Below are 24,094 nucleotides of genomic sequence, written 5' to 3'. Positions count from 1 at the left end.
GAGCGTTATTTCATTGAACAGGTATCTTAAGATTGTTGTTGCTATGTTTTTAATGATATTTACATTCGTATCAACACTACAACCACTTGCAGTTCAAGCAGCTACTCAATTAGCTGACGGTGAATACTCAATCGGTTTTAAAGTTCTTAAAGACGCATCGGATGAAATATCCATGATGAATGAATACTCTGTAAGTCCAGGAACTTTAAAAGTGAAGGATGGGAAAAAGAAAGTGTCCTTTACATTAAAAAATAGTTCATGGATTACGAAATTTGAAACAGACAAAGCAGGTCAACTTGTTGAGACAAATGTAATTAGTGAAGATAAAGAAAAAGATACAAGAGTAGTAGAATTCGATGTGGAAGATGTAGAGAAGATATTAAAAGCGAAAGTAAAAGTAGATATTGATTTTCTGAACTATCATCATGAATATGATGTTCGTATTGCATTTGATCAAAATAGCATTACACCAATTCATGTAGAAAAACCAGATGAAAAAGAGGACCCAGCTAATAAGCCAGATCCAAATGAAACTACGGATCCAGGTCAGAAGCCCGACCAAAAGCCTGACCCAGATCAACAACCAAATTCTAACACAATTGAAGATGGTGCGTACAGCATTCCTTTCAAAGTGTTAAAAGATCAAACAGATGAAGAATCTAAAATGAATAGTTACATGGAAAATCCAGGAGTATTGAAAGTAGAAAATGGTAAGAAAAAAGCGGTTGTAACGTTAAAAAGTAGCTCATTAATTAAAAATTTCCAAACGGAAAAAGATGGTGCATTTGTTGATGCAAAAGTAGTGAGTGAAGATAAAGAAAAAGATACAAGAGTAGTAGAGTTTGAAGTAGCTGATTTATCGAAAAAACTTAATACAAAAGTATTTATTGAGATGGCATCAAGAAATTATAAACAAACACATGACGTACAACTTGTATTTGAACAAGACAAATTGGAAGCTATTAAAAGTGAAGACAAACAACCAGACGGAGACAAACAACCAGACGGAGATAAACAACCAGACGGAGATAAACAACCAGACGGAGACAAACAACCAGACGGAGATAAACAACCAGACGGAGACAAACAACCAGACGGAGATAAACAACCAGACGGAGGTAAACAACCAGATGGAGGTAAACAACCAGACGGAGGCAAACAACCAGACGGAGGCAAACAACCAGACGGAGATAAACAATCAGACGTAGATACCATTAAAGATGGTGAATACAGTATTGGTTTTAAAGTATTGAAAGATAAAACAGAAGAAATTTCAATGATGAATACGTACACGAAGAGTCCAGGTGTATTAAAAGTGAAAGATGGGAAGAAATATGTATCCTTCACATTAACGAATAGCTCATGGATTACAAAGTTCGAATTTGAAAAGAATAATTCATTTGTTGATGCAAGTGTATTAAGTGAAGATAAGAAAGCTGATACACGTGTAGTAGAAGTAGAAGTAGCTGATTTATCTAAGAAACTAAATGCAAAAGTGAAAGTAGATATTGATTCAATGAATTATCACCATTTCTATGATATTCAATTTGCATTTGATAATGATAGTATTCAACCGTTAGACAACCAAGGTGGAAACGATAACCAAGGTGAAAATGACAACCAAGGTGGAAACGATAACCAAGGCGAAAATGACAACCAAGGTGGAAACAACAATCAAGGCGAAAATAACAACCAAGGTGGAAACAACAATCAAGGCGGAAATAACGACCAAGATGGAAACGACAACCAAGGTGGAAATAACGACCAAGGCGGAAACGACAGCCAAGACGATAACACAGCAATTGATCCAAACGCTCTTAAAGACGGTGAATACAGTATCGGTTTTAAAGTGTTAAAAGATAAAACAGAAGAAATTTCAATGATGAACACATATACGAAGAATCCAGGTGTATTAAAAGTGAAAGATGGAAAGAAATATGTATCCTTCACATTAACAAATAGCTCATGGATTACGAAGTTTGAGTTTGAAAAGAATGGTGCGTTCGTCGATGCGCAAGTATTAGGTACAAATAAAGAGAAAGATACAAGAGTAGTAGAAGTGGAAGTAGCTGATTTATCGAAAAAGTTAAATGCAAAAGTGAAGGTAGATATCGATGCAATGAATTATCATCATTTCTATGATATTCAACTTGCATTCGATAAAGGAAGTATTAAAGCTTTAGGTAACCAAGGTGGAGATACTAACCAAGATGGTAATGGTAATCAAGTCGGAAGCGACAACCAAGGCGGAAGCGACAACCAAGGTGGAAGTAACAACCAAGATGGAACGAATAATCTAAATGAAAAACCAACAGTTGATCCGAAAAATTTAAAAGATGGTCAGTACGATATTGCTTTTAAAGTGTTAAAAGATAAGACAGAAGAAATTTCAATGATGAATCAATATGTTGTAAGTCCAGCAAGATTAACAGTGAAAGATGGCAAGAAGTATGTTGCAATGACACTGAAAAATAGTGAATGGATTACGAAGTTCCAAACAGAAAATAATGGTGGATTTGCAGATGCAAAAGTAGTAAGTGAAGATAAGGCTGCCAATACAAGAGTCGTAGAATTTGAAGCTAATGATTTATTTGCAAAATTAAATGCAAAAGTAAAAGTAGATATCGATTCAATGAATTACCATCATTTCTACGACGTACAAATTCAATTTGATACGACGAAGATTGGCGCTGTAGGAACGGTAAAAGAAGAGCCAAAGAATGAACCGAAAAAACCAGTAACTACACCAAAAGTAGATAATGTAAAAACAGTAGGAACTCCTGATTTTAACCGAAATGCAGATGGTAAAAAGAAAAACGAAGCTACAAATAATGATTCGAAAAAAGAGAAAAACTCAAAAACTGCAGATACAGCACAACTTGGTTTATACATGATGTTACTGCTAGGTTCACTTGCTTTACTAGTTCGTAAATATAGAGCAGGTAGATTGTAATTTTTGGAGTCTTGATGCATGTTCGCGTGCATCAAGACTTGTTTCATATTGTTTGGAAAGGAGTGGTGATTGAGAGTGAGGAAAATTGCAAGTGTACTAATGGCTATCATTTTATTAGTGAGTATAGCTGGGTGCTCATCACCTAAAAAAGAAACCGCGAAGCAAGTAAAGAGTGAGAGTAAAGAGCGAATTGTTGCAACGACAGTCGCTGTTACTGAAATTATGGATGTGTTAGAAGTAGATTTAGTTGGTGTTCCAACTAGTTCTAAAACCTTACCGAAGCGATATAAAGGTTTACCTGAAGTCGGGAATCCGATGAGTCCTGATATGGAAAAAGTAAAGTCGTTAAAGCCATCAGAAGTATTATCCGTGACAACACTTGAATATGAATTAAAGCCAGTCTTTGACGGTGTAGGTATGAAAGCAAATTTTGTGGACTTAACTAGTTTAAAAAATATGCAAAATTCCATTAGTAATTTAGGTAAGCAATATGGACGCGAAAAGCAGGCTGAAGCAGTTGTAACGAAGTTAGATAAAAAGGTTGCTAGCATTCAAAAAGAAGTAAAAGGAAAGAAAGAACCGACAGTGCTTATTTTATTAGGTGTACCGGGGAGCTATTTAGTAGCAACTGAACATTCCTATATTGGAGATTTAGTAAAACAACTAGGTGGTAAAAATATTGTACAAGGTGAACAAGTAGAGTATTTAGCTTCTAATACAGAGTATTTAAAGAAAGCTGATCCGGATATTATTTTACGAGCAGCTCATGGTATGCCTGATGAAGTTGTAAAAATGTTTGATAAAGAATTTAAAACAAATGATATTTGGAAACACTTCGCTGCAGTTAAAAATAATCGTGTTTACGATTTAGAAGAGCGTTTATTTGGAACGACAGGAAATTTAGCAGCAATCGAAGCTTTAGATGAATTGAAGAAAATGATGTATCCGTGATGCATTTTCATATAAAGGAAGAGTGAAATGAATAAAAAAACTTGGAGTTTCTTCATTGTTACTGTATTGCTTATTGTTATGACGTCATTGTCAGCAATGAAAGGGAGTTTAGAAGTAGGTATTGTTGACCTTGTGCAAGGGATATTTACAGGGGCAAATGAAGATGTTGAAGTCATTAAAGATTTACGTTTCCCGCGCATTATTATTGCACTGTTTACTGGGGCGGCTCTTGCTGTTTCTGGTGTGCTTTTTCAAGCTGTTATGAAAAATCCACTCGCTGATGCTGGAGTGATCGGTATATCTTCAGGAGCAAGTTTTATGACACTTGTTATTATAACGTTATTCCCGCAATTCTTTTTCTGGACACCAGTATTCGCCTTTTTAGGTGGTGCGTTTGCGTGTTATCTCGTTTATGCATTTTCATGGAAGTCAGGGTTAAGTCCACTTCGTATTATTTTAGTTGGTATAGCTATTAATGCGATGTTTACTGGATTAAATGAATCGTTCATTACGATTTGTGGATATTTCATTAAGAGTATTAAGCAAACGACGACTTCTAATATAACGATGAAGACGTGGGGCGATGTAGAAATAATGGTTACGTATGGAACAATTGGTTTGGTTCTTGCTCTGTTTGTAGGAGCTTGGTGTAACTTATTATCGCTACAAGATAAGACTGCGAAAAACTTAGGTTTGCACGTGACGAGAGTTCGTCTTATTATTTCTGCTATTGCAGTACTCTTAGCTGCAGTATCAACAGCGATTGCAGGTGTTATTGCTTTTGTAGGATTACTCGTTCCGCACATTTCAAGGCAATTAGTCGGTTCAGATCATAAAGTATTAATTCCATTTTCTGCTCTTGCAGGAGCGTTATTAATTTTGACGGCGGATACGATTGGAAGGTTAATTGTACCACCTAACGAAATTCCAGCGGCGACGATTATGGCAGTTATTGGTGGCCCATTCTTAATATTCTTGCTTAGAAAGAGTGATAAAGTTCATGGAAATTAAAAATGTAACCTTTTCGTATGATAATGTAACGGATCGATTAAAGTCGGTTAGTAGTGAAATAGAAATTGGTAAAGTTACAACAATTATTGGTCCAAATGGTTGCGGGAAATCGACATTACTTGGCGTGATGTCAAGAAATCATAATCCTCGTAGCGGAGAGGTCATACTAGATGGGAAAGCAATTAGCCAATATAAACCGAAAGAGTTTGCTAGAAAGTTAGCCGTTGTCCATCAACAAAATGAAGCACCAGCAGATATGACGGTAGAGAAATTAACAAGTTTTGGTCGTATGCCTCATAAAAATATTTTTTCCACGCAAACGGATGAAGATAGAGAAGCGATCGAAAGGGCTTTAGCCTGTACAAATTTGTTAAGTAAACGTGATAAAGAAATTCATGCTTTATCGGGCGGAGAGAGACAGCGAGTTTGGATCGCGATGACATTAGCTCAAAGGACACCAATGCTTTTCTTAGATGAACCGACAACATATTTAGATATTTATTATCAGCTAGAAATATTAGAGTTAGTGAAAGAGTTAAATGAAGTGTATGGATTAACGATTGTGATGGTACTACATGATATTAATCAAGCCATTCGTTATAGTGATCATATTATCGTTATGAAAGACGGGGAAATTGTTACGAAAGGTAATCCTAATGAGGTAATAACAGAAGAAATGGTTAAAGCAATATATGGTGTAGATGTCGTTGTAAAACAAGACGAAGATACAGGGTTATACATGGTACCAATGGGAATTTAAAGGCTGGGCATAATCCGTTTTGAGGTGATAATTTGAATAGTAAGAAAGAACGGAAAAAGAATTCTTTTTTTCAACGAATACTTACAATTGTATTTTTAGGAATCTTTTTCTATTCAATGTATGAATTGGGTGGGATTTTCATGGATTATTATGAAAATCGTAAAGTAATGGCTGAAGCGCAACATATTTATAAGAGAAGTCCAATGGAAGAAAAATCAGAAGATGGGGAAGTACGTAAACAGTTTCAAGCTCTCCAAAAAATTAATCCAGAAATAGTGGGATGGATTACGATGGATGATACACAAATCAATTATCCAATCGTTCAAGCGAAGGATAATGATTACTATTTATTTCGTAATTATAAAGGCGAGGATATGAGAGCGGGAAGTATTTTTATGGATTATCGTAATGATGTGAAATCTCAAAACCGAAATACTATTTTATATGGTCATCGTATGAAGGACGGTTCTATGTTTGGAAGTTTAAAAAAGATGTTGGATGAAGATTTCTTCATGTCCCATCGTAAATTGTATTACGATACATTATTTGAAGGATACGACGTTGAAGTTTTTTCAGTATATACGACAACGACGGACTTTTATTACATTGAAACGGATTTTGAAAGCGATGCAGCGTATACAGCATTCTTAAAGCAAATTCAAGATAAATCCCTTTACAAAACGGATACGAAATTGACGGCTAATGATGAAATTATAACACTTTCTACATGTGACTATGCACTTGATCCAGAAGCAGGAAGATTAGTCGTACATGCGAAACTAGTAAAAAGACAGTAAATAAAAAAGTATAGAATATGAGAAGTGGTAACGCTTCTCATATTCTATACTTTAAAAAAAACAGTTTTTACTGTGCTGCAGCCATTGGCATACGTACAACTTTTACATCATAGTAAGAGATTTTATTATCAAGAATATAATCTGGCATTCCGCCTTGATGGGAGTGAGCAGCTTTAAATGCTGGGCTCTTTGTCCAACCTTGGAAATCTTCTTTTGCATTCCAGCGCGTGCTAATTGTTACCTCGTCATAATCAACTGTATTTTGCGTTAGAAGAACTTCTAATCCTAAAAATCCTGGCATTGTTTCGACTTGACCTACTTTATTAAAACGATCAATTAATTTATGTCCATTTCCCTTTGTAATTTTAGCTGTATTTGTAACAATAATCATGTTTATTCCTCCTATAAGTTGTAGCTTTTATTTTCGAGAATTCATATACATTAAATGATAATGAAAATCATTATCATTGTCAATGGTAATCTTAAATTATGATAATATTTTTAATCCCGCTATTTGTTGGGCAGTAAGACCCCCACCTCAAAATTTAGCGAAAGCGAAGAAGTTAGGTGGAGGGCGGGCTGATTAAAGTTTCACTTTATGTAGTATAATATCCTCCTGTTGACTATATATTTAACTTGGTTATATATTATGTAAATAGAATCAATTGAAAATATATAGAAGTAAAGTATGGTTTATACTTTGCTGTCGCAATACTATGAACAAGGAGGGCATTATGGTTGAATCACTTTTACTTAGTATCGTTATTATTATTACATTAGGTATTGCTTCACAATGGACTGCATGGCGCTTCCAGCTTCCTGCGATTGTTGTTATGGCAGTTGCTGGATTATTAATTGGTCCGGTTTTCGGTATTATTAATCCCAAAGAGGTGCTTGGGGATGTTTTTAGTCCACTCGTATCACTCTCTGTTGCGATTATATTGTTTGAGGGTAGTTTAAGTTTAGATATACGTGAACTGAGGGGGCTATCAAAACCAGTATTTCGTATCGTTACGTTTGGTGCGTTTATCGCGTGGATTGCTGGCTCGCTTGCAGCTCATTACGTCGCTGGATTAGATTGGGCGGTTGCATTTATTATTGGAGGACTTTTTATTGTGACAGGTCCAACGGTAATTATTCCGTTGTTACGCCAAGCGCGATTAAAACCAAGAACAGCTGCAATTTTAAAATGGGAAGGGATTATCGTTGATCCATTTGGCGCTTTGCTTGCTGTATTCGCCTTTCAAATTGTAAATTTCTTAACGAAAGAAAATGTACAATTACATACGTTGCTGTACTTCTTTGCAGGTTCATTATTTGCAATGGTACTCGGTTATGTATTTAGTATTTTTATGAGCTATATGATTTTAAAGGGAAAAGTACCAGAATATTTAAAAGCCCCAATTTTGCTAGTTACGGTACTGTTATGTTTTGGCATTGCGGATGAAGTGATGCATGAAACAGGTATGCTAGCTGTGACAGTAATGGGGATTACGCTTGCGCGGATGAAAAAATATATTTCTTCTATCGGTGATATTCGTCATTTTAACGAAAATATTTCCGTGCTACTAACGTCGACTGTTTTTATCATATTAACAGCATCCCTTCCAAGAACAACGATTATGGAGATTTTCAGCTGGCCTATTATAAGCTTCGTACTTATGATGCTATTTGTTGTACGCCCTTTATCGATTTGGATATCGACAATCGGCACAGAGTTAACAAAAGCAGAACGGGCGCTAGTTGGCTGGATTGCGCCGCGAGGTATTGTTGCATTAACGGTTTCAAGTTACTTTGCGACGGAGTTATTACAAGAAGGTTATAAAGATGCTTCTATATTAACGGCACTTACATTTGCACTCGTTATTACGACCGTTTGTGCTCATGGATTTTCAATTGGATTTTTAGCGAAAAGATTGGGATTGGCGAATACGGAGCCACCAGGAATTTTAATTTCAGGTGCGAGTACATTCTCATCTGCTTTTGCATTGCACTGTAAAGAGATGGGTATTCCGAGCTTAATTGTAGATGTATCAGAAGAGCATTTGCAATGTGCAAAGGGGAAAGGGCTTAATACATATAATGGCCAAGTACTTTCTGAACAATTACAATTTGAAGTTGATATGAATCAGTACGAATACTTAATTGCAGTTACAGATACGGATTCTTATAATGTATTAGTCGCAAATACATACGTACCGCAGTTTGGACATCATAATACATTTTTACTTCCAATCCATGATGTGGAAAAGATTGAACAAGAACGCATTTCCCTTTCGAAAAAAGCTCATTTACTGTTTGGTCAAAATGAAATTTATGAAGAATTAAATAGAAAAATTGAAGATGGTTATACGTTTAAAACGATACAAGTTGCAGAAGAACAAAAGATTAATAAAGAAGAAATCGATTTAGAGGATTTAATACTATTTATTCGCCATAGAGATGGTAGTCTTACTTTTTCAACATTGTATAAATATATAGCTGTTATGCCAGGGGATGAGCTAGTTGTACTAGCAAAGCAATAATATGGTATAGTGAAACGAGGCTGTTTTTCAGTCTCGTTTTTTAAGTGCTTCCTATAGAGAAAGCATGCAAATGGAAAGGAAGTTTTTATATGCGATCAGAAGTAACTGTAAAAATAAAACCGAAATTTATAAAAGAAATTAAAAGTGGATACCCGCTTATTTTAAAAGATGCGATTCAAAATTTAAATGATGTTCAGGAAGAAGGAACAATCATTAAAGTGGTAGATGAGAAAAACCACTTTGTCGGAAAAGGTTATTATGGAAAACAAAATAAAGGATACGGCTGGATTTTAACGAGAAAAGAGAGTGAACAAATTAATCAATCTTTCTTTGAAAGTAAAATTAAATCTGCCTTACATAAACGAAAACAATTTTACAAATCAAGTGATACGACAGCATTCCGTGTTCTAAACGGTGAAGGTGATGGGCTTGGAGGCTTAATCATCGATTATTATGACGGCTATTATGTAGTAAGTTGGTATAGTGAAGGGATTTATACTTTCAGAGATGAGATTATAGCAGCTCTTCAAAAAGTAGCAAACTTTAAAGGCATTTATGAGAAGAAGCGTTTTGATACGAAAGGGAAATACATTGAAGGCGATGATTTCGTAGCAGGAGAGCGCGGTGAGTTCCCGCTTATCGTAAAAGAGAATGGTGTGAACTTCGCTGTTTATTTAAATGACGGAGCGATGGTTGGTGTATTTTTAGATCAACGTAACGTGCGAAAACAAATTCGTGACAAATATGCGAAGGGAAGAACAGTGTTAAATATGTTCTCTTATACAGGTGCTTTTTCTGTATTTGCAGCGCTTGGCGGAGCGAGCAAAACGACGAGTGTCGACCTTGCAAATCGTAGTTTAAGTAAAACAATTGAGCAGTTTAGTGTAAATGAAATTGATTATGAAGCACAAGATATTATTGTAGAGGATGTATTCCTTTACTTTAAATATGCAGCGAAGAAAAAGATGAAGTTCGATATGGTTGTATTAGACCCTCCAAGCTTTGCGCGCTCGAAAAAATATACATTTAGTGCAGCAAAAGATTATAAAAATTTATTAAAAGAAACAATTGCCATTACAGAAAATAACGGTATTATCGTTGCTTCTACAAATTGTAGTGCATTCGATATGAAAAAGTTTAAAGGCTTTATTGATACAGCCTTTAAAGAAATGAATGGTAAATATAAAATATTAGAAGAACATTCTTTACCAGAAGATTTCCGTACAATCGATCAATTTAAAGAAGGAGACTATTTAAAAGTAGTTTTCATCGAGAAAATTAAAGGGTAATAAAGAAAAGGAGCTCGAGTTTACTTGAGCTCCTTTTCTTATTGAACGATATTTTGTACTCTACCGACTTGCCCGTCCTGCAATCGCACTTTAATGCCATGCGGATGAGAAGGGGAGTTCGTTAAAATATCTTTTACAATGCCACGTGTTAATTTGCCAGTTCGTTGATCTTGTTTTAATACAATATCAACTTCAAGGCCAGGTGTGATATTAGAACGTTTTTGTCCGTTCATTTATACACCTGTACGTCTACGTTGGTTGTTTGTCTTTTTCGTTTGTTGGTTTTGTAATTTTTTTGTTTCTTGGCTTTGGTTTTTGGCATTTTGACCATTACCGTTACCTTGCTTTTTCTTTGCAAGTTGTTCGCGCATTAAATCAGCTAAGCTTACTTTTTTGTTTTCTGACATGATAAGTCTCCTTTATATAAAGTTAATTATGAACTATCGTAGTAAATTTCATCATATCATTGTTAGGGAAGGAAGGGAAGTTGGTTTGAAAATTCATATAATTGTTTCCAGTCTGTTGTAGTTACGATACAATTGAATTGTTAACGTTTGTAAAAAGGGGATAGACATATGTCACATCATATATTATTAGTTGAAGATGATCTCTCAATTCAAGAGATGGTGGAAAAGTATTTAATAAAAGAGGGCTTTCAAGTTACAATCGCGTCTGATGGAGAAGAGGGCGTGAACACATATTTAAAAGGTTCATTTGATTTGATTATCCTAGACATTATGATGCCAAAGTTAGATGGCTTAGAGGTTGTGCGAATCATTCGAGAAAAAAGTGCTGTTCCGATTTTAATGATGTCGGCAAAAGATACAGATGTTGATAAAGCTGTCGGATTAGGGCTTGGAGCAGATGATTACATTTGTAAGCCATTTTCTATGATTGAATTAGCCGCGCGTGTAAAAGCAGGTATTCGCAGGTCTACGAAATATTCGGCTACAGAAACAACAGAAAAGACGATTCAAATTGGTGATTTAACGATTGATCCAATTAATTTTACTGTGGAAAAAAACAGGAAGCCTCTCAAACTTACTTTAAAAGAATTTGAGATTTTAAAACTGTTTGTAAAGAATCAAAATCGTGTATTTACAAAAGCACAAATATATACACTAATTTGGAACGAAGAGTATTACGGTGACGATAACGTTATTAATGTTCATATGAGAAGATTGCGTGAGAAAATCGAAAGTGATCCATCTAATCCAGAATACATTAAAACGTTATGGGGCATCGGCTATAAGCTGGAAGTGATGTAATATGATTAATTTGTTAATAGGTATTATTTTTATATTGTTATGTGTTATTTATATGCAATATAAAATGAGGAAAAATAGTAGTAAAAATTTACGATACACATATGAAAAGTTAGAAAGTATTGTAAATGAAAAAACAGGCGAGACGCTACTCGTTATGACAGATGATCTAGAATTGCAAAAATTATTAGTGGCAATTAATCAATTATTAGATGCAAAACAGAAAACGAATGCAGATCATGCAAAAGTAGAAATTTCGATGAGAAAAATGCTTTCAAATATTTCACATGACTTGAAAACACCACTAACAGTTATTCTTGGATATACAGAAATGTTAAATAAGGATAAAACGATAAATAAAGAAGAACAACAAATCTTACTTGAAAAGGTTCATGTGAAAACACTAGAAGTAATGGAACTGATTCATAAGTTTTTTGATTTAGCAAAATTAGAATCTGGTGACAAAGCAATCGAGATGACAAAAGTGAATATGAATGAAGTTTGTCGTGAGAAGATTTTATCTTTTTATGATTTAGTGACGTCGAAAGGTTTTCATGTTCATATTGATATACCAGAAAGAAATATATATGCACTTGGAAATGTAGAAGTATTAGGCAGGGTATTGAACAATTTTATATCAAATGCGATTACATATGGCGACGATGGAAAGACACTTGGTATGACGTTAAGAGATGATGAAACGAATGTGTATATAGACGTATGGGATACAGGAAAAGGAATTGATGAATCGCATATTGATAAAGTGTTTGAGCGTATGTACACACTTGAAGATTCAAGAAATAGATTGTACCAAGGTAGCGGTTTAGGGTTAACGATTACGAAAAGGCTTGTGGAAGCGATGGATGGAAAAATTCATCTTTCTAGTAAGCCGTATGAAAAAACAATTTTTACAGTTGCATTAAAGAAGATGCAGTTTTAGCTTGTAGAGAAGTAGATTCTACAAGCTTTTTTGCAGCGTAAGGAATTTGTAAGAAACGGGTAAGAAAAAAGAGATTTCCGTTGTCTATTATAGAAATATAAAGTAGTGCGAAAGGGGAAAGTGATATGACCTATATATTAAAAACGAATCAGTTAACGAAAGTGTTTAAAGGAAAAGAAGTTATTTCTAGCGTTAACATGCATGTGAAAAAAGGAGAGATATACGGTTTCTTAGGACCGAATGGTGCTGGTAAAACAACGATTATGAAAATGATTACAAATTTAATAAAACCGACGAGCGGTGAGATTGAAATTTTCGGTGAGAAGTTAACAGATACATCTTATGAAGTATTAAAGAGAATGGGGACGATTATTGAATATCCAATCTTTTATGATAAATTAACGGCGAAAGAAAACTTAGAATTACATTGTGAATATATGGGCTATTACGATAAAAATGAAATTGACCATGCTTTACATTTAGTGAAGCTGCAAGGTATAGATAATAAAAAAGTAAAAGATTTTTCATTAGGAATGAAACAACGACTCGGTATTGCAAGGGCAATCGTAACAAAGCCAGAATTACTCATTTTAGATGAACCAATTAACGGTTTAGATCCAATTGGTATTAAAGAATTAAGAGACTTATTTAAAATGCTCTGCAAAGAATATGGCATTACATTATTAGTCTCTAGTCATATTTTAGGTGAGATGGAGCTAATGGCGGATACAATTGGTGTCATTCAAAATGGAAAACTAATAAAAGAAGTTTCAATGAAGAGTATTAACGGAAAACAAACAGAGTACATTGAAATTACCGTTCCTGATGTGAAGCGTGCAGCTTATATTTTAGAAGATAAACTTGGTATAAAAAATTATAAAATAATGAGCGGAAATATGATTCGTGTGTATGATACGGCAGTGTCTCAGCAAGCCATTTCAAAAGCGCTTATTATGAACGATGTGGAAATTGAAAGTATGAATAAGAAACATAGTTCCTTAGAGGAATATTTCTTAAATGTAATGGATGGAGAGGGCATTCATGCTTGATGGATTGTTAGTGAATCTAGTAAGTGGATTGGTCGTAATGTTCATAAGCGGGATTTTATATTATAGGAAACCAGAGCGGAAATGGTTGTTAATTCTACTAATGATAGGAATGTTAAGCGTAGTTACTGCTGGAATTAGAATGTTAGCAGCATAAAGACAGTTTATATAAAGAATGGAGGCGTGGTTTGTATGCTTAGATTAATGAAGCTCGAATGGAAGAAACATCAATTATCTAGTTACTTTAAAAGTGTAGCAATTTGTATTATAGCAATTTTCGCTGTAGTAAGCCTTATGGCAGTGGGAATGAAAGCCGAGGAAGACGTGCTCTTCTCTGACTTCACACAGAACATGGCTTTAGTAAATATTTTTATTAGGGTAACATTCATTATTTTTAGTTCGGTCATTTTATCACGTTTAGTAATTGATGAGTATAAGAACAAAACGATACAACTATCATTTATGTATCCGCTGCAAAGGAAAATGCTAATGAGTGCGAAATTAACAATTGTTTTCTGTTTTTGTTTTGTGAGCATGATTATCGCGACTTTCATTATTAGCTTGCTCGTATATTTTGTGAGTCCAATGATGGGACTGATTGAAACACCTGCTACGATAGGCGAAATAATAGCTATCGTTCCAGGTACTATTATAAGTGCATTTATGATATCTGGTATAAGTTTAATTCCTTTATTTTTTGGAATGAGAAAGAAATCGACACCGACAACGATTACTTCGGCAGTAATAATTGGTATGCTGATTAGTGGTAACGTTGGTGCTGGAAACGGTCAAGTAAGTATGTTTGATTTTATAGCTATCCCAATCGTGCTCTGTTTATTAGGAATTTTCATTAGTTATCTATCATTTCGTAAAATCGACAAGATCGATGTGGCGTGAAGTAAGCTTAAAACAAAAACGAACTGGGGTATGAATAATGAAAAAAATGATAGTAATTGCAATAGTATTCATTACAATTGCTAGTGTAGTTTTTGGTATTAAGGTATTTCAGGGGAAAGATTTTAAGAAAGAAAAGTCTTTTGATATAAATAATATAAAAGAAATAGAAGTAGACAATGAAAACTGGAATCTTGAATTTAAAAGTACAGATACTAACAAAATAGTCATTTCGGCTCAAGGTAAACGTTTAGATAAAGAGGTAGATCCTGTCGAAATAGAACAGGCAGGGAATAAAGTTATAGTTAAGCAAAAACAAAAGGCGACCAGATTTTTTTATGGTTTTACGTTTAGGAAGAAAAATAGTATATCTATAGCTATTCCGAAGAAAGAAATAGATAAAATTGTATTAAATAATAAATCGGGTGATGTGAAAATAAACGATATAGTAGTAAAAAGCATCGTGACAAAAGGCAAATCTGGAGATGGAATGATTACAGGACTATCGGCAGAGAAGGGTGAATTCACATCCGAAAGTGGAGATTTAATGTTAAAAGATAGTTTATTACAAGATGTAAATATAACTTCCACTACTGGCGATAATTATGTGAAAAATGTAAAAAACGAAAATATGAACATCACTTCAACATCTGGGGAAGTATTACTGAAAGATATGACAGAAGGAAAATCATTATTTATAGAAACAAAATCAGGGGATATTGGCGTACGGTATAAAGGTGTCCCGGCATCATTGAAGCTTATGGCCAAAAGTAATTCGGCTGACGTAATAGTGGATTTAAAAGGATTTAGGAAAGATAAAAGTACAGACAAAATAAAAGTAGGAACCATTGGTGATGCAAAAAATGAAGCGAAGATTTTAAGTGAAACAGGAGTCATTTATATTGATTAAATCTTAGGAGGAAGGAGGACACTATCATGCTACATTTAATGAAGCTAGAATTGAAAAAGTTTAAGCTTGGTTGGTACGTGAAGAGAGCAATTATTGCAAATATTGTTATACTGGCATTAATGATCTTTGTGAGCATCATCGCTCAAGTAGAAGGTGATGCAGAAATAAGGAATCCAGAGACGATATTGTTAATGGCTAGCACAATAGTAAGAGCAACATTTATTATTTTTGGTAGTGTATTAATCGCAAGGTTAATAATTGGCGAATATAAAAATAAAACAATACTACTTATGTTTTCTTATCCTATTAACCGAAAGAAAATGATGGCTAGTAAGTTGGCTATTACAGCGATAGTAACATTTATAACAGTTATTGTATCTAACATTTTAGTAGTAGGAATTTTCTTTGGGATAGATAGTTATTTTTCAATTCTTCCTAATTCATTCACAGTAGATCAATTGGTGCAAGAAGGAATAAAACTGGTTCCTTTAGCCATTGCAACTGCGGGAATGAGTTTAATCCCTCTATATTTCGGAATGCGTAAACGTTCCGTGCCAACTACAATTGTTTCATCTCTTATCGTTGTCTCAATTGCAATGAATACCAACCCAGAGTTTCCCACAGCAACTTTTCTTCCCCTTCAACTAGCACTTGCAGCAATTGGAGTGGTGATTGCATATTACGGAATTAAAAATATAGAGAGGGAAGATATAACTGTATGATAAGAATACGTAAAATAGTTTCACATGAAACAAGTTACAGAAAAAGACAAGATGTGTAAACACCTTGTCTTTTTTGTCGTTACATTTTAGGTGCTTCCATTCCAGCCGCAGCCCATTCTTCTTTTGCAGGGCCATATACGCCAGGGACTGTTAAGCCAGCTTGCCTCATTAATACCGTCATTTGTCCGCGGTGATGATTTTGATGATTGATGAGTGTCATTAAAAATATAGAATTCGGCATAGGGCGACCAAAGAAGTCATTAATAGTAGCTAAGTCTTTATCAGTCCATTTACTTTGAAGTGTTTCAACAAAAGCCGCGTTTACTTTACGGTATTCAGCTGCAATTGTTTTTGCAGAAGTTGGAACAGGATAATCTTTCATTTCTCCTTCAAATTTAAGTCCCGTACCAGATAGTATAACTGGAATTGCCGTCACGATATGCCAAGCAACTCTTCCTAACATCCAATGTCCAGGTGCAATTTCTTGTGACAAAGATTCATCTGTTAGTACATCGAGCATCTTTTGAGTAGATTCAGCCTCGTATGTCCACGATTGTAAGAAGCCTTCAATAGTTTGGTACATTGTTATCCCTCCTAGTTATGTTCATAGGTTAAATTCGTGAAAAAAAGATAGTTTCCTTCGGGCTTATGAGAATGAATGAAAAAAGAGGCTTCTCACATAAGAAGCCTCTTTTTTAATTAACCTTCTTCCCACTCTTTCTCATTAGCCATAAGAAATAAGGCGCTCCAAGTACAGCAACGTCCAAATCTGTGTTAACAATAAAAGGGGGGAATAATCGCTGAGCCGAGAGCTGAAATACCGGTTCTTATTAAAGTAAGGAGTGTTGAGCTAAACCCTAATTTTCATGAAAAGAAAAGTACAATTCCAACTGCAAGTAATCTGCCGATGAATACACCAATTGGATTGAAATTTATATGTGTATGCAGAATGGAGAAAAAGAATTTCGTTTGAGCAAGAAGGCGAAAGTACAAGCAACAGGAGTAAGAATCGCATGTAATAATTACTAGAATGTATGGAATAAATCTGCGTTTATCCCCACTAGGAAAAGTATGTCTTTGTTATTTAGATAGTTGTTTTCTAACTCGTTGATTGTACTTAAAAGATCGAATGTAAAGGAAGTGATCAACATGTCTTCATGGCTCAATAATACAAATGGATATTGTAGTTGTAATAATCAAAATGGTGTACATGTTGATTCATGCTGTTTTAGTTGCGATGGGACAGTGCCTAAAGTTGGTCCAACGGGTCCGACGGGGGCAACAGGATCAACAGGAGCGACAGGCCCAACAGGATCAACAGGTGACACAGGTCCAACAGGCCCAACAGGATCAACAGGAGCGACAGGATCAACAGGTCCAACGGGAGCGACGGGAGTAACAGGATCAACAGGTCCAACGGGAGCGACGGGAGTAACAGGATCAACAGGTCCAACGGGAGCGACGGGAGTAACAGGATCAACAGGTCCAACGGGAGCGACAGGAGTAACAGGATCAACGGGTCCAACGGGAGCGACAGGAATAACAGGATCAACAGGTCCAACGGGAGCGACAGGAATAACAGGATCAACAGGTCCAACGGGAGCAACAGGAATAACCGGAGTAACGGGTCCAACGGGAGCAACAGGAATAACCGGAGCGACAGGAATAACGGGAGCAACGGGAGCAACGGGCCCAACCGGAGTGACAGGAATAACGGGATCAACAGGTCCAACGGGCTCAACGGGGGCAACCGGAGCAACAGGTACAAGTATCACGGCGACGTATGCATTTGCAAATAATACGTCGGGAACAGCGATATCGGTACTTCTCGGTGGAACGAATGTCCCGCTTCCGAATAATCAAAATATCGGTCCTGGTATTACGGTTTCCGGGGGAAATACAGTATTTACGGTTGCAAATGCTGGGAATTATTATATTTCATATACGATTAATATAACGGCTTCATTATTAGTCAGTTCTCGTATTACAATTAATGGAGCACCACTTGCTGGAACGATCAATTCTCCTGCGTTAGCAACTACATCATTTAGCGCAACAATTATTACAACTCTTGCAGCAGGAGATGCTATTAGTTTGCAACTATTTGGTTTGTTAGCTGTTGCAACATTATCAACAACTACACCAGGAGCTGTGTTAACGATAATAAGGTTAAGTTGAATAATAACTCTCTTACTCTTTTAAGATTCGGAGAGTTTCTACATATAATAAGAAGTTAATGAAGTAAAGCATAGTTATATAAAAGTCAGAATATTATGATTGTAACGTTATGGTGACTATAATATAATGAAAACAACCTCATGAATGAACATTCATTTATTTTTTATGTATTTGAAGGGGGAATGAAGGTGGAAAAACCATGGTTGAAGAGTTATCCAGAGGAAATTCCGAGTACGATTTCTTATGATATTCAGCCGCTTCATAAATATGTAGAACAGATGGCTTCTCGCTACCCAGAAAAGAAAGCGCTTCACTTTTTAGGAAAGGATATTACATTTTCGGTCTTCCATGATAAGGTGAAGAGATTTGCAAATTATCTTCAAAAGCTCGGTGTGGAAAAAGGTGATCGAGTTGCTATTATGTTGCCGAATTGTCCGCAAGCTGTAATCGGTTATTACGGTACATTACTTGCGGGAGGTATCGTAGTCCAAACAAATCCATTATATACAGAAAGAGAATTAGAATATCAACTTCATGACTCGGGAGCAAAAGTCATTCTTTGCCTCGATTTAGTGTTCCCAAGAGTAACGAATGTTCAATCTGCTACAAAAATTGAGCATATTATCGTAACGCGTATTGCGGACTTTTTGCCCTTCCCTAAAAATCTATTGTATCCATTTGTGCAGAAAAAACAGTCAAATTTAGTTGTGAAAGTATCAGAGAGTGAAACGATTCACCTTTGGAACTCAGTAGAAAAAGAAGTGAATACGGATGTTGAGGTGCCTTGTGATCCTGAAAATGATTTAGCTCTTTTACAGTACACAGGAGGAACAACTGGATTTCCGAAAGGCGTTATGTTAACGCATAAAAACCTCGTTTCTAACACTTTGATGGGAGTTCAATGGTTATATAATTGCAAAGAAGGAGAAGAAGTCGTTCTTGGGGTTCTTCCATTTTTCCACGTGTATGGCATGACGGCTGTTATGAATTTAAGTATTATGCAAGGATACAAAATGGTTCTTATTCCAAAATTTGATATGAAAATGGTCTTTGAAGCGATTAAGAAGCATAAAGTGACATTGTTCCCAGGGGCACCAACTATTTATATCGCTCTTTTAAATAGCCCGCTTTTAAAAGAATACGATATTTCTTCTATTCGTGCTTGTATTAGTGGATCAGCACCACTGCCGGTAGAAGTACAGGAAAAGTTCGAAACAGTTACAGGTGGTAAACTAGTAGAGGGATATGGTTTAACAGAATCATCTCCAGTTACACATAGTAATTTTTTATGGGAAAAGCGAGTGCCAGGTAGCATTGGAGTTCCGTGGCCAGATACAGAAGCAATGATTATGTCGCTTGAAACTGGTGAGGCATTACCACCGGGAGAAATCGGTGAAATTGTAGTAAAAGGCCCTCAAGTTATGAAAGGGTATTGGAATAAGCCAGAAGAAACAGCAGCTGTACTGCAAGATGGGTGGCTTCATACAGGGGATGTTGGCTACATGGATGAAGATGGCTTCTTTTATGTGAAAGATCGTAAGAAAGATATGATTGTTGCGAGTGGATTTAATGTGTATCCTCGTGAAGTAGAAGAAGTATTATATGAGCATGAAAAAGTGCAAGAAGTAGTGACGATTGGAGTTCCCGATCCATACCGAGGCGAGACAGTTAAAGCGTTTGTTGTGTTAAAAGAAGGTACAGAGTGTTCTGAGGAAGAATTAAATCAGTTTGCTCGTAAATATTTAGCGGCCTATAAAGTTCCGAAAGTATATGAGTTTAGAGATGAACTGCCGAAAACGACAGTTGGGAAAATTTTGCGCCGTGTCCTAATTGAGGAAGAGAAAAGAAAGAATGAGGATGAGCAAACGGGCTAAGGCCCTTTCTTTTTGAAAAAATGGGATTGACACTTTTCTAAATAGTCAGTATTATAAGAATATGAATGACTATTCATTCAGTCATCTTCTTGAAGGGGACAGTAAAGTGAAGAAAAATAGACCGAAATACAATCAAATTATTGATGCGGCAGTCATTGTGATTGCGGAGAATGGGTACCATCAAGCGCAAGTTTCTAAAATAGCAAAGCAAGCTGGGGTAGCTGATGGCACGATTTATTTATATTTTAAAAATAAAGAAGATATATTAATATCCTTATTCCAAGAGAAGATGGGAGAATTTGTCGAAACAATTCGTCAAAAAACAGCAGGAATTGAAAGCGCTGTATCGAAGTTATTCATGTTGGTAGAAACGCACTTCTTGCTGTTGTCGCAAAATGATCCTCTTGCTATCGTTACGCAATTAGAGCTAAGACAGTCCAATCAAGACTTACGCCTGAAAATAAATGAAGTATTAAAAGGCTACTTACAAGTTATTGATGAGATTTTAGAGACAGGTATAAAGCAAGGTGAATTCCAAGCGGATTTAAATGTTCGCGTGGCAAGACAAATGATCTTTGGAACAGTAGATGAAGTTGTGACCAATTGGGTAATGAGCGATCATAAGTATGATCTGGTCGCACTTTCAAAAACGGTACATGGGCTACTTATTGCAGCTTGTGGTTATCGTCAATAATGGGAGGGATCATGTTGAAATTCCTATCTGTAAGAGTTGAAGATCATATCGCGGTGGCTACGTTAAATCATGCGCCAGCTAACGCGATGTCTTCACAAGTTATGCATGACGTTACTGAATTAATTGATCAAGTGGAGAAGGATGATAACATTCGTGTTGTTGTTATTCACGGTGAAGGGCGCTTCTTCTCGGCGGGAGCAGATATTAAAGAATTTACATCTGTTACTGAAGCGAAGCAAGCGACTGAATTAGCGCAGCTTGGACAAGTTACGTTTGAGCGCGTTGAAAAATGTTCAAAACCAGTTATCGCGGCAATTCATGGAGCGGCACTTGGCGGCGGCCTTGAGTTTGCTATGTCTTGCCACATGCGCTTTGCAACTGAAAGTGCAAAACTTGGTTTACCTGAATTAACACTTGGATTAATTCCTGGATTTGCAGGTACACAGCGATTACCACGTTATGTTGGGAAAGCGAAAGCTTGTGAAATGATGTTAACAAGTACACCGATTACTGGTGCAGAAGCATTAAAATGGGGACTAGTTAACGGAGTTTTTGCTGAAGAAACATTTTTAGATGATACGCTTAAAGTTGCAAAACAGATTGCTGGAAAAAGCCCAGCGACGACTCGTGCTGTACTAGAGTTATTGCAAACGACGAAATCGTCTCATTATTATGAAGGTGTACAACGCGAAGCTCAAATCTTTGGTGAAGTATTTACGAGTGAAGATGGAAGAGAAGGTGTCGCAGCATTTTTAGAAAAGCGTAAGCCTTCATTTAGCGGCAGGTAGTTCAATTATTTTTTTAATATAAATTAACAGAAAATTAAAATTGATAGAATCTTTCTGAAAAACAAGGGGGTAAATGGAATGAACATCTACGTACTCATGAAACGAACATTTGATACAGAAGAAAAAATCGTAATTAAAAACGGTGCAATTTACGATGGCGAAGCGGAATTCATCATCAACCCTTACGATGAATATGCAATTGAAGAAGCAATTCAAGTAAGAGACGCACAAGGTGGAGAAGTTACTGTCGTAACAGTTGGTGGCGAAGATAGTGAGAAAGAACTTCGTACGGCGTTAGCGATGGGTTGCGATAAAGCGGTATTAATTAATATTGAAGATGATGTAGAAAATGGTGACCAGTTCACGACAGCAAAAGTGCTTGCTGAATATTTAAAAGATAAAGATGCAGATTTAATTTTAGGCGGAAACGTTGCAATTGATGGTGCATCTGGACAAGTTGGTCCGCGTGTAGCTGAAGCATTAAATATTCCGTACGTAACGACAATTACAAAACTTGAAATTGACGGTACAAACGTGAAGATTGAGCGCGATGTTGAAGGTGATACAGAAGTGATTGAAACTTCATTACCAGTTTTAGTAACAGCACAGCAAGGTTTAAATGAACCTCGTTATCCATCGCTTCCAGGTATTATGAAAGCGAAGAAAAAGCCACTAGAAGAATTAGAATTAGATGATTTAGATTTAGAAGAAGATGATGTGGAAGCAAAGACAAAAACAATTGAAATCTATTTGCCTCCTAAGAAAGATGCAGGAAAAGTGTTACAAGGCGAGCTGCAAGATCAAGTAAAAGAACTTGTATCGTTGCTCCATACAGAAGCGAAAGTAATCTAATAAAATACGAAATTATATATGCAGGAGGGAAAATCTATGGCTCGTAAAGTATTAGTAATGGGTGAAGTTCGTGATGGATCGCTACGTAACGTTTCGTTTGAAGCGGTAGCAGCAGCAAAAACAATTGCAGAAGGCGGTGAAGTAGTAGGTCTTCTAGTTGGAGATAGCGTTGCTTCTTTTGCAAATGAGTTGATTCATTACGGTGCAGATCGCGTTGTGACAGTTGAAAATGATAAATTAAAATCATATACATCTGATGGGTATGCACAAGCATTTTTAGCTGTATATGCTGAAGAAAATCCAGAAGGTATTGTATTTGGACATACAGCACTTGGGAAAGATTTATCACCAAAATTAGCAGCGAAGCTTGAAGCTGGTCTAGTTTCTGACGTAACTGCTTTAGAAGTTGAAGGTGGAAATGTTATCTTTACTCGTCCAATTTACTCTGGTAAAGCGTTTGAGAAGAAGATTGTAACAGACGGCATCTTATTTGCGACAGTGCGTCCAAATAACATCGCAACGCTTGAAAAAGATGAGTCTCGCAGTGGTGACGTGTCTTCTATTACAGTAGATGTGAAAGACTTACGTACAATCATTCAAGATGTCGTCCGTAAGACGGCAGAAGGCGTTGATCTTTCTGAAGCAAAAGTTATTATCGCTGGCGGACGCGGTGTGAAGAGTGAAGAAGGATTCAAGCCATTAAAAGAGTTAGCTGACGTACTAGGCGGCGCTGTTGGAGCATCTCGTGGTGCTTGTGACGCTGAGTATTGTGATTACTCATTACAAATTGGGCAAACTGGTAAAGTTGTTACACCAGACCTATACATTGCATGCGGTATTTCTGGTGCGATTCAGCATTTAGCTGGTATGTCTAACTCAAAAATAATCGTTGCGATTAATAAAGACCCAGAAGCAAGTATCTTCAAAGTAGCTGACTACGGTATTGTTGGCGATCTATTTGAAGTGGTACCTCTTTTAACAGAAGAGTTTAAAAAGTTAAAAGTACATTCATGATTTGAGTACCCTTGAGTTCCAAGTGAAGTACCCCTATATATAGAAAAAGGTGAGAGATCCCCTGTCTCTCATCTTTTTAGTATTTAATCCGTATTTTTATATAGTATAAAGGAACACTTTTTTGTTACAATACATAACGATACATATTATTCGCCACGTATATAAGTTAATGATATACTCTTGGTAGAATATACTTGAAGGAGGAAATAAAATGGCAATTGTAAACGCAAATGACCAAAGCTTCGCAGCAGAAACTAGCGAAGGTGTTGTATTATTAGATTTCTGGGCACCTTGGTGTGGACCTTGTAAAATGATCGCTCCTGTATTAGAGGAAATTGATGCAGAACTAGGCGAAAAGGTAAAAGTAGTAAAAGTAGACGTGGATGAAAATCAAGAAACTGCTCGTCAATTCGAAGTAATGAGCATTCCAGCTCTTTTCGTATTAAAAGACGGTAAAGTAGTTGATCAAGCGTTAGGTTACAAACCGAAAGAAGCGTTAGTAGAATTAGTTTCTAAACACTTCTAAAATAAAAAGGCTACCATTTGGTAGCCTTTTTTATTTTCTTTTTTTACACCTTTCCGTTACAATAAAAGAACGTATGTTGGGTATTTTGGCATAGTATGTTTTCAT

General features: G+C 36.1%; 25 protein-coding genes. 21 read left to right on the top strand and 4 right to left on the bottom strand.

The annotated features are described in order from the left end of the window. Positions 1-43: 43 nt before the first annotated feature. From ACTFNE_RS04205 to srtB, 5 genes are all read left to right on the top strand, one after another. On the top strand, positions 44-2,953 hold the full coding sequence (locus ACTFNE_RS04205) for an NEAT domain-containing protein (RefSeq protein WP_046198262.1): 2,910 nt from the start codon (positions 44-46) through the stop codon (positions 2,951-2,953). A 69-nt stretch (positions 2,954-3,022) separates the two neighbouring features. Beyond that, the gene (gene isdE / locus ACTFNE_RS04200) at positions 3,023-3,904 is read left to right on the top strand and encodes a heme ABC transporter substrate-binding protein IsdE (protein ID WP_002163510.1); all 882 of its coding nucleotides are present in this window, start codon (positions 3,023-3,025) and stop codon (positions 3,902-3,904) included. A gap of 27 nt (positions 3,905-3,931) precedes the next feature. Continuing rightward, entirely contained in the window at positions 3,932-4,915 is a 984-nt protein-coding gene (locus ACTFNE_RS04195; protein ID WP_001036821.1) for a FecCD family ABC transporter permease, read from the top strand. Beyond that, complete coding sequence (locus ACTFNE_RS04190) at positions 4,905-5,675, top strand: ABC transporter ATP-binding protein (RefSeq protein WP_270705111.1); 771 nt, start codon at positions 4,905-4,907, stop codon at positions 5,673-5,675. Before ACTFNE_RS04195 ends, ACTFNE_RS04190 begins: the two co-directional genes overlap by 11 nt. Before the next feature lie 32 nt (positions 5,676-5,707). Then, entirely contained in the window at positions 5,708-6,472 is a 765-nt protein-coding gene (gene srtB, locus ACTFNE_RS04185) for a class B sortase (RefSeq protein WP_001086113.1), read from the top strand. A gap of 67 nt (positions 6,473-6,539) precedes the next feature. Here srtB and isdG read toward each other — a convergent pair whose 3' ends face one another. Next, positions 6,540-6,863, bottom strand: coding sequence for a heme oxygenase (isdG, locus tag ACTFNE_RS04180; protein ID WP_000587815.1), 324 nt, complete (start codon positions 6,861-6,863; stop codon positions 6,540-6,542). 343 nt (positions 6,864-7,206) lie between these two features. Here isdG and ACTFNE_RS04175 point away from each other — a divergent pair, with 343 nt between their 5' ends. Further along, entirely contained in the window at positions 7,207-8,997 is a 1,791-nt protein-coding gene (locus ACTFNE_RS04175) for a cation:proton antiporter (protein ID WP_270705113.1), read from the top strand. 89 nt (positions 8,998-9,086) lie between these two features. Next, positions 9,087-10,286, top strand: a complete 1,200-nt coding sequence (locus ACTFNE_RS04170) for a class I SAM-dependent rRNA methyltransferase (RefSeq protein WP_046198139.1) — start codon at positions 9,087-9,089, stop codon at positions 10,284-10,286. Between the two features lie 38 nt (positions 10,287-10,324). Here the strand turns inward: ACTFNE_RS04170 and ACTFNE_RS04165 are convergent, their stop codons facing one another. Then, positions 10,325-10,519, bottom strand: a complete 195-nt coding sequence (locus ACTFNE_RS04165) for a YwbE family protein (RefSeq protein WP_046198138.1) — start codon at positions 10,517-10,519, stop codon at positions 10,325-10,327. Continuing rightward, a complete protein-coding gene (locus tag ACTFNE_RS04160; protein ID WP_001293578.1) occupies positions 10,520-10,693 on the bottom strand; it encodes a hypothetical protein in 174 nt (57 codons plus the stop codon). A 168-nt stretch (positions 10,694-10,861) separates the two neighbouring features. Here ACTFNE_RS04160 and ACTFNE_RS04155 point away from each other — a divergent pair, with 168 nt between their 5' ends. From ACTFNE_RS04155 to ACTFNE_RS04125, 7 genes are all read left to right on the top strand, one after another. Beyond that, on the top strand, positions 10,862-11,554 hold the full coding sequence (locus tag ACTFNE_RS04155; protein ID WP_046198137.1) for a response regulator transcription factor: 693 nt from the start codon (positions 10,862-10,864) through the stop codon (positions 11,552-11,554). Position 11,555: 1 nt separating this feature from the next. Then, positions 11,556-12,491 carry a HAMP domain-containing histidine kinase gene (locus tag ACTFNE_RS04150; RefSeq protein ID WP_046198136.1) on the top strand — a complete coding sequence of 312 codons (936 nt, stop codon included), beginning with the start codon at positions 11,556-11,558 and terminating at the stop codon, positions 12,489-12,491. Positions 12,492-12,616: 125 nt separating this feature from the next. After that, the gene (locus tag ACTFNE_RS04145; protein ID WP_087968427.1) at positions 12,617-13,540 is read left to right on the top strand and encodes an ABC transporter ATP-binding protein; all 924 of its coding nucleotides are present in this window, start codon (positions 12,617-12,619) and stop codon (positions 13,538-13,540) included. Continuing rightward, the gene (locus ACTFNE_RS04140) at positions 13,533-13,694 is read left to right on the top strand and encodes a hypothetical protein (RefSeq protein WP_270705114.1); all 162 of its coding nucleotides are present in this window, start codon (positions 13,533-13,535) and stop codon (positions 13,692-13,694) included. Before ACTFNE_RS04145 ends, ACTFNE_RS04140 begins: the two co-directional genes overlap by 8 nt. Before the next feature lie 35 nt (positions 13,695-13,729). Continuing rightward, entirely contained in the window at positions 13,730-14,434 is a 705-nt protein-coding gene (locus ACTFNE_RS04135; RefSeq protein ID WP_270705115.1) for an ABC transporter permease, read from the top strand. Between the two features lie 37 nt (positions 14,435-14,471). After that, entirely contained in the window at positions 14,472-15,341 is an 870-nt protein-coding gene (locus ACTFNE_RS04130) for a DUF4097 family beta strand repeat-containing protein (RefSeq protein WP_270705116.1), read from the top strand. 26 nt (positions 15,342-15,367) lie between these two features. Next, positions 15,368-16,063 (top strand): ABC transporter permease, encoded by a 696-nt coding sequence (locus ACTFNE_RS04125; protein WP_270705117.1) that lies wholly within the window; start codon positions 15,368-15,370, stop codon positions 16,061-16,063. A gap of 79 nt (positions 16,064-16,142) precedes the next feature. On the opposite strand, the gene ACTFNE_RS04120 is transcribed toward ACTFNE_RS04125, so the two are convergent. After that, positions 16,143-16,646, bottom strand: a complete 504-nt coding sequence (locus tag ACTFNE_RS04120) for a DinB family protein (RefSeq protein ID WP_270705118.1) — start codon at positions 16,644-16,646, stop codon at positions 16,143-16,145. 566 nt (positions 16,647-17,212) lie between these two features. Between ACTFNE_RS04120 and ACTFNE_RS04115 the strand changes: the two genes are divergently transcribed. The 7 genes from ACTFNE_RS04115 (at position 17,213) to trxA (ending at position 23,989) form a co-directional block, all read left to right on the top strand. Continuing rightward, positions 17,213-18,241 carry a BclA C-terminal domain-containing protein gene (locus tag ACTFNE_RS04115; RefSeq protein ID WP_439997958.1) on the top strand — a complete coding sequence of 343 codons (1,029 nt, stop codon included), beginning with the start codon at positions 17,213-17,215 and terminating at the stop codon, positions 18,239-18,241. Positions 18,242-18,429: 188 nt separating this feature from the next. Beyond that, positions 18,430-20,115 carry a long-chain-fatty-acid--CoA ligase gene (locus ACTFNE_RS04110; RefSeq protein ID WP_270705120.1) on the top strand — a complete coding sequence of 562 codons (1,686 nt, stop codon included), beginning with the start codon at positions 18,430-18,432 and terminating at the stop codon, positions 20,113-20,115. Positions 20,116-20,221: 106 nt separating this feature from the next. Next, positions 20,222-20,809 carry a TetR/AcrR family transcriptional regulator gene (locus ACTFNE_RS04105; RefSeq protein WP_000742222.1) on the top strand — a complete coding sequence of 196 codons (588 nt, stop codon included), beginning with the start codon at positions 20,222-20,224 and terminating at the stop codon, positions 20,807-20,809. 11 nt (positions 20,810-20,820) lie between these two features. Continuing rightward, a complete protein-coding gene (locus tag ACTFNE_RS04100; protein ID WP_000911295.1) occupies positions 20,821-21,597 on the top strand; it encodes an enoyl-CoA hydratase in 777 nt (258 codons plus the stop codon). A gap of 78 nt (positions 21,598-21,675) precedes the next feature. Next, entirely contained in the window at positions 21,676-22,449 is a 774-nt protein-coding gene (gene etfB / locus ACTFNE_RS04095; RefSeq protein WP_001029030.1) for an electron transfer flavoprotein subunit beta, read from the top strand. Between the two features lie 36 nt (positions 22,450-22,485). After that, positions 22,486-23,463, top strand: a complete 978-nt coding sequence (gene etfA, locus ACTFNE_RS04090) for an electron transfer flavoprotein subunit alpha (RefSeq protein WP_000101965.1) — start codon at positions 22,486-22,488, stop codon at positions 23,461-23,463. Between the two features lie 211 nt (positions 23,464-23,674). Further along, entirely contained in the window at positions 23,675-23,989 is a 315-nt protein-coding gene (gene trxA, locus ACTFNE_RS04085; protein WP_001018943.1) for a thioredoxin, read from the top strand. Positions 23,990-24,094 lie beyond the last annotated feature (105 nt).

This window comes from Bacillus cereus group sp. MYBKT111-2 (genome assembly GCF_051915205.1).
In the GTDB taxonomy this organism is placed as follows: domain Bacteria; phylum Bacillota; class Bacilli; order Bacillales; family Bacillaceae_G; genus Bacillus_A; species Bacillus_A paranthracis.
This window is presented reverse-complemented; position numbering and strand designations above follow the sequence as displayed.

Coding starts and splice junctions, on each gene's coding strand:
- ACTFNE_RS04205 (WP_046198262.1), top strand. CDS start 44: ATGTTTTTAATGATATTTACATTCGTATCAACACTACAACCACTTGCA.
- ACTFNE_RS04195 (WP_001036821.1), top strand. CDS start 3,932: ATGAATAAAAAAACTTGGAGTTTCTTCATTGTTACTGTATTGCTTATT.
- ACTFNE_RS04190 (WP_270705111.1), top strand. CDS start 4,905: ATGGAAATTAAAAATGTAACCTTTTCGTATGATAATGTAACGGATCGA.
- isdG (WP_000587815.1), bottom strand. CDS start 6,863: ATGATTATTGTTACAAATACAGCTAAAATTACAAAGGGAAATGGACAT.
- ACTFNE_RS04175 (WP_270705113.1), top strand. CDS start 7,207: ATGGTTGAATCACTTTTACTTAGTATCGTTATTATTATTACATTAGGT.
- ACTFNE_RS04170 (WP_046198139.1), top strand. CDS start 9,087: ATGCGATCAGAAGTAACTGTAAAAATAAAACCGAAATTTATAAAAGAA.
- ACTFNE_RS04165 (WP_046198138.1), bottom strand. CDS start 10,519: ATGAACGGACAAAAACGTTCTAATATCACACCTGGCCTTGAAGTTGAT.
- ACTFNE_RS04160 (WP_001293578.1), bottom strand. CDS start 10,693: ATGTCAGAAAACAAAAAAGTAAGCTTAGCTGATTTAATGCGCGAACAA.
- ACTFNE_RS04155 (WP_046198137.1), top strand. CDS start 10,862: ATGTCACATCATATATTATTAGTTGAAGATGATCTCTCAATTCAAGAG.
- ACTFNE_RS04150 (WP_046198136.1), top strand. CDS start 11,556: ATGATTAATTTGTTAATAGGTATTATTTTTATATTGTTATGTGTTATT.
- ACTFNE_RS04145 (WP_087968427.1), top strand. CDS start 12,617: ATGACCTATATATTAAAAACGAATCAGTTAACGAAAGTGTTTAAAGGA.
- ACTFNE_RS04140 (WP_270705114.1), top strand. CDS start 13,533: ATGCTTGATGGATTGTTAGTGAATCTAGTAAGTGGATTGGTCGTAATG.
- ACTFNE_RS04135 (WP_270705115.1), top strand. CDS start 13,730: ATGCTTAGATTAATGAAGCTCGAATGGAAGAAACATCAATTATCTAGT.
- ACTFNE_RS04130 (WP_270705116.1), top strand. CDS start 14,472: ATGAAAAAAATGATAGTAATTGCAATAGTATTCATTACAATTGCTAGT.
- ACTFNE_RS04125 (WP_270705117.1), top strand. CDS start 15,368: ATGCTACATTTAATGAAGCTAGAATTGAAAAAGTTTAAGCTTGGTTGG.
- ACTFNE_RS04120 (WP_270705118.1), bottom strand. CDS start 16,646: ATGTACCAAACTATTGAAGGCTTCTTACAATCGTGGACATACGAGGCT.
- ACTFNE_RS04115 (WP_439997958.1), top strand. CDS start 17,213: ATGTCTTCATGGCTCAATAATACAAATGGATATTGTAGTTGTAATAAT.
- ACTFNE_RS04100 (WP_000911295.1), top strand. CDS start 20,821: ATGTTGAAATTCCTATCTGTAAGAGTTGAAGATCATATCGCGGTGGCT.
- etfB (WP_001029030.1), top strand. CDS start 21,676: ATGAACATCTACGTACTCATGAAACGAACATTTGATACAGAAGAAAAA.
- etfA (WP_000101965.1), top strand. CDS start 22,486: ATGGCTCGTAAAGTATTAGTAATGGGTGAAGTTCGTGATGGATCGCTA.
- trxA (WP_001018943.1), top strand. CDS start 23,675: ATGGCAATTGTAAACGCAAATGACCAAAGCTTCGCAGCAGAAACTAGC.